This window comes from Cupriavidus sp. KB_39 (genome assembly GCF_052114485.1).
Taxonomy (GTDB): domain Bacteria; phylum Pseudomonadota; class Gammaproteobacteria; order Burkholderiales; family Burkholderiaceae; genus Cupriavidus.
Window position 1 is genome coordinate 1 of record NZ_JBFREV010000123.1, and the last position, 1387, is coordinate 1387.

1 protein-coding gene and 2 pseudogenes are annotated in these 1387 nt (G+C 51.6%); all 3 read right to left on the reverse strand.

Annotation, left to right across the window (positions count from 1 at the left end; translation table 11 throughout):
- Positions 1-74 precede the first annotated feature (74 nt).
- A pseudogene (locus AB4Z27_RS28975) lies at positions 75-536 on the reverse strand (DUF2846 domain-containing protein).
- A gap of 227 nt (positions 537-763) precedes the next feature.
- Positions 764-967 (reverse strand): hypothetical protein, encoded by a 204-nt coding sequence (locus AB4Z27_RS28980; protein WP_144203472.1) that lies wholly within the window; start codon positions 965-967, stop codon positions 764-766.
- Positions 968-970: 3 nt separating this feature from the next.
- Positions 971-1387, reverse strand: a pseudogene (locus tag AB4Z27_RS28985) (hypothetical protein); the annotation flags it as partial.

Sequence of the window (1387 nt, forward strand, 5' to 3'; positions counted from 1 at the left end):
CGGTCAATCGGTCAGCTAAAAGCGCAATGCCTCAACCTGGAGGAATGCCGGAGCACCCTCCCAAACACTTCTTATTACTTCGCAGCCGTCTTGACCTGRTCGCCCGTATAGCTCAGCGACGCGAGATCTTCCTTTGCTTTTTCCGGCGTCTTCAGTTCCAGTACCACGCGACCCACCATCAAGCCCATCGACGGCGAGCTGCGCACGTACTTGGTTTCCCCGGAATCGAGCACAAAGCTGAGGGTCTTCTCCGTCTCGGTGGCAGCCGCGGCGACGTACTTCCCAGCCGGACGATCCACAAAGAAGAAGCCGCCGGGGCTTCGATTCTCACACCACTTCGTTATTCAGGCGAATATCGGGCTGGATGGCAGCACCGAACATCGACGCCGAGCGCAGGAAAAAAACACGCCCCTCGCCCAATTTTTTAGCGACGGGATGGAAGACGCCATTTCCGAATGCTTCACGCCCGAAGCGCAACCGGCCATCAGGAACGACAGGGCCATACCGGCCAGCGCGAGGCGAACGACTCGTTTCATTAAAAATTTCGGGGCGTCCCGTTAATGCACATGCACTGGCTCTTGAAAACTATTTGTGAATACAAAAAATAGTTCGATGACCGGCTCGTTGATGCAAAAAACCACCGATTTTCTTTCATAGATGCGGGCGACCATCCTATCCCGGGGCCTGTGATGGCGTTCTTATCAACACTTCGGAACGATGTCCTCGCAGTTATTGCGAGTTGCCTTGCGGTTGGATTTTGGAGTTAGCTTTTCGGAATCTGGTCTAGCACCATTTGAATCTCTGCCATCAATTTCTCCGCAACCGCACGAGAGGTTCCTATTCTAGTTTCGAATTCATGGACATCTATTCCGTTACAAATCTCGTTGAGTGCTGCGTTGAGCGTAAGCAACTCCTCACAATCAAGCTCGATTTGAGCAATCTTACCCTCGACTTCATTGATTTTCATGTCTCACCTTAGATTATCGAAATAAATCTTACCATTCGTCGGCTTAAATGCAGTTCCACGATCCGAAGCCTTCGGATTAACAATTATCACCACGCCGGTCGCGTCATCCCAGTATGCTGCGCGCTCATTACTCAATTGCTTGGTCGCCGATGRGTTGTTGAGTATAGTCTCAATTTTTTCAGCAAACTGCTGTTTCGATGTAATAGAACCTCCGAACTCATTCTGAATTAGCACATGCTTGTCAAACGCGTGACCATTTGCTATTTGCTCAGCGGTCAGCTGATTCGCCAGCCTCTCGCTATTGGCCGTATTCGCGGCGCTGTCGGCACCGGCGGGTGTACTCATGCCGAGCGCGTTGGAAAGCTTGTCAACACCGTCCTTGACGGAAGCAATAACCGAAAGTCCGACACAACCCAAGCC

Bases quoted from the DNA above. Each gene is read 5' to 3' on its own strand.
- AB4Z27_RS28980 (WP_144203472.1), bottom strand. From the start codon at position 967: ATGAAAATCAATGAAGTCGAGGGTAAGATTGCTCAAATCGAGCTTGAT.